The organism is Candidatus Methylomirabilota bacterium, assembly GCA_036001065.1.
Classification (GTDB): Bacteria; Methylomirabilota; Methylomirabilia; order Rokubacteriales; family CSP1-6; genus MNEF01.
Genome location: DASYUQ010000144.1, coordinates 1 through 1,913 on the forward strand (window position 1 = coordinate 1; position 1,913 = coordinate 1,913).

Sequence of the window (1,913 nt, forward strand, 5' to 3'; positions counted from 1 at the left end):
CAGAGCAAGGGATGGGCGCCGCCGATCATCGGGCTCGTGACGGCCGTCCTCGGCGCCGCGGCGACCGGGCAGATCCACAGTATCCCGACGCTGCTCGCCTGGATCATCGGCGGGCTCGGCGCCGGCGCGTCGGCCAGCTCGCTGAGGGACTTCGCGGTCGGGAAGTAAAGGAGGAACGAATGCTCTCACTCGCGCTCGCTGGTCTGCTCCTCGCCGGATCTGGTGCGGGTCAGTCTCGGGTGGTTCCGTGCTCCGACGGCGGGGTCTTCGTCATCAGGGCGACCGAATCGCCCGACGGCCCGATCTTCACGCTGACCTTACCGGATGGACGATTGCTCGTCACGCTCGACGGCGACTCGGCGACGCTCTACGCGCCGAAGCCCGAGACGCTCTCGCGGAACGAGCTGCTCGCGCGGTACCCCGGCGGGCCGTGCGAGCTGGCGCGGGCCGCCACGAGCGGGAAGTGATGCGGTGGGCGCGATCGTCGCCGAGGTCCTGGCCAAGCTCGCCGTCGCGGTCCTCACGTGGTACAGCCAGCGGGCGGACATCCGGGAGGCCGAGCGCGGCCGGATGCTGCTCGCCGCATCCGAGCTGGCTGGGCGTGCGCTGGCCTGGAAGGCTGATGCTGCTGGTCACGCTGACGGTGGCGCAAGGTTGCGCGACGCCGGCGGGACTCTCATCCTACCGGGTGACCCTCCCGGTCCTCCAGGCCACGCCCCGGGAGCTGACGTGCCACCTCGAGGAAGCTGAGACGACATGCGTGGTGATGCTGCGGGATGATCTGCGCGCGCTGGTCCGGGAGCTCAAGGCCGCGTGCCTGGCCCTGGGCGGGTCGCCGGGAGACTGCCAGGCCGTGCCGTGAAGTGGTTCTGGCTCGGGGTGGCGCTGTGGGTGATCCTCGCTGCCTGGGCGGTGGCGACCGCGGGCCCGCCCAAGGGCGGCGACGACGGGTGAGCGTCATCGCCATGGTCGCCTGCTGCATGGCCCGGCAGCGGCCGTCGAGCGGCGTCGGGAGCCCCGTCGTGTTCGACCTGTGCCTCTGCGGTCGGCGGCACCAGGGCACCGTGACCGCCGTGTTCCCCGACCGCGTACGTATCGACTACCACGGCGATCCGCCGTGTAGGCAGCCGAGAGAAGATCGTAGATGAGCCCACTGGTCTCGATTCATGGCCGCAATCCGAGATGCCGTTCGAGCCGCTCGACTTGCCCTTCGTAAGCCTCCAGCGCGCGCGCTGCCCATCCGAGGCAGTTGCACAGATGCTCTCCGATCTCCGCTACCGCGAGGCAGATCGGCATGTCGCAATAAGGGCACTCCGGATTGGCGGACTCCATGATGGCCATAATGGCGGCTGCAATTTCCTGCCTATCCATGGTCGGAGGATTCTAGCCCCAGAGCGATCTTCACCTTCCCAGGCGCGCCCGGGCTTCCTCTTCCCGCGTGATGCAATACTCCAGGCTCCTCCAGCTGCCGCCGCTCAATTGGTTGCAATAATCGAGGATCCTCTGCTCCACATAGCGCCGGGCAGAGAACGCGGCATAGGCTTCGGCCTCGCGTTCGAGGCAGTAGGCTTCGCTGCGATAGCTGCCGCCTGAGATTTGCTGGCAATAGGCCCGACTGTCTGCGGCGCTCGCTGAGGCGAATCCGGCCGCAAGCGACGACAGTACACCGAGCAGGACAATCGCGCGCTTCATCGCCTCCTCCTTAGTTGGTCGACCAATCTATCTCCCGTCGAGAAAAAAGGAGCTTCTGCTCCAGTCTGCCACGCGTGAACAGCGCGTGGTAGGCGACGTTCAGCGTCTCGAAGTAGCCAGGCACCTCGCCCCATCGGTGGTGATCCCAGACGACGATTGTCCCCTTACCGGACTCGGGCTCGTCGGGCCCGGGCCGGGATCGGCTCCCCTAGGGGGCCAAT

The 1,913-nt window shown here is 67.6% G+C and carries 4 protein-coding genes; 2 read left to right on the forward strand and 2 right to left on the reverse strand.

Annotated elements, in window-relative coordinates:
- Positions 1–179 precede the first annotated feature (179 nt).
- Entirely contained in the window at positions 180–467 is a 288-nt protein-coding gene (locus VGV13_14295) for a hypothetical protein (GenBank protein HEV8642264.1), read from the forward strand.
- A gap of 155 nt (positions 468–622) precedes the next feature.
- On the forward strand, positions 623–862 hold the full coding sequence (locus VGV13_14300) for a hypothetical protein (protein ID HEV8642265.1): 240 nt from the start codon (positions 623–625) through the stop codon (positions 860–862).
- Between the two features lie 302 nt (positions 863–1,164).
- Here the strand turns inward: VGV13_14300 and VGV13_14305 are convergent, their stop codons facing one another.
- Complete coding sequence (locus VGV13_14305) at positions 1,165–1,371, reverse strand: hypothetical protein (GenBank protein ID HEV8642266.1); 207 nt, start codon at positions 1,369–1,371, stop codon at positions 1,165–1,167.
- Positions 1,372–1,401: 30 nt separating this feature from the next.
- A complete protein-coding gene (locus VGV13_14310; GenBank protein HEV8642267.1) occupies positions 1,402–1,692 on the reverse strand; it encodes a hypothetical protein in 291 nt (96 codons plus the stop codon).
- Positions 1,693–1,913: the final 221 nt, after the last annotated feature.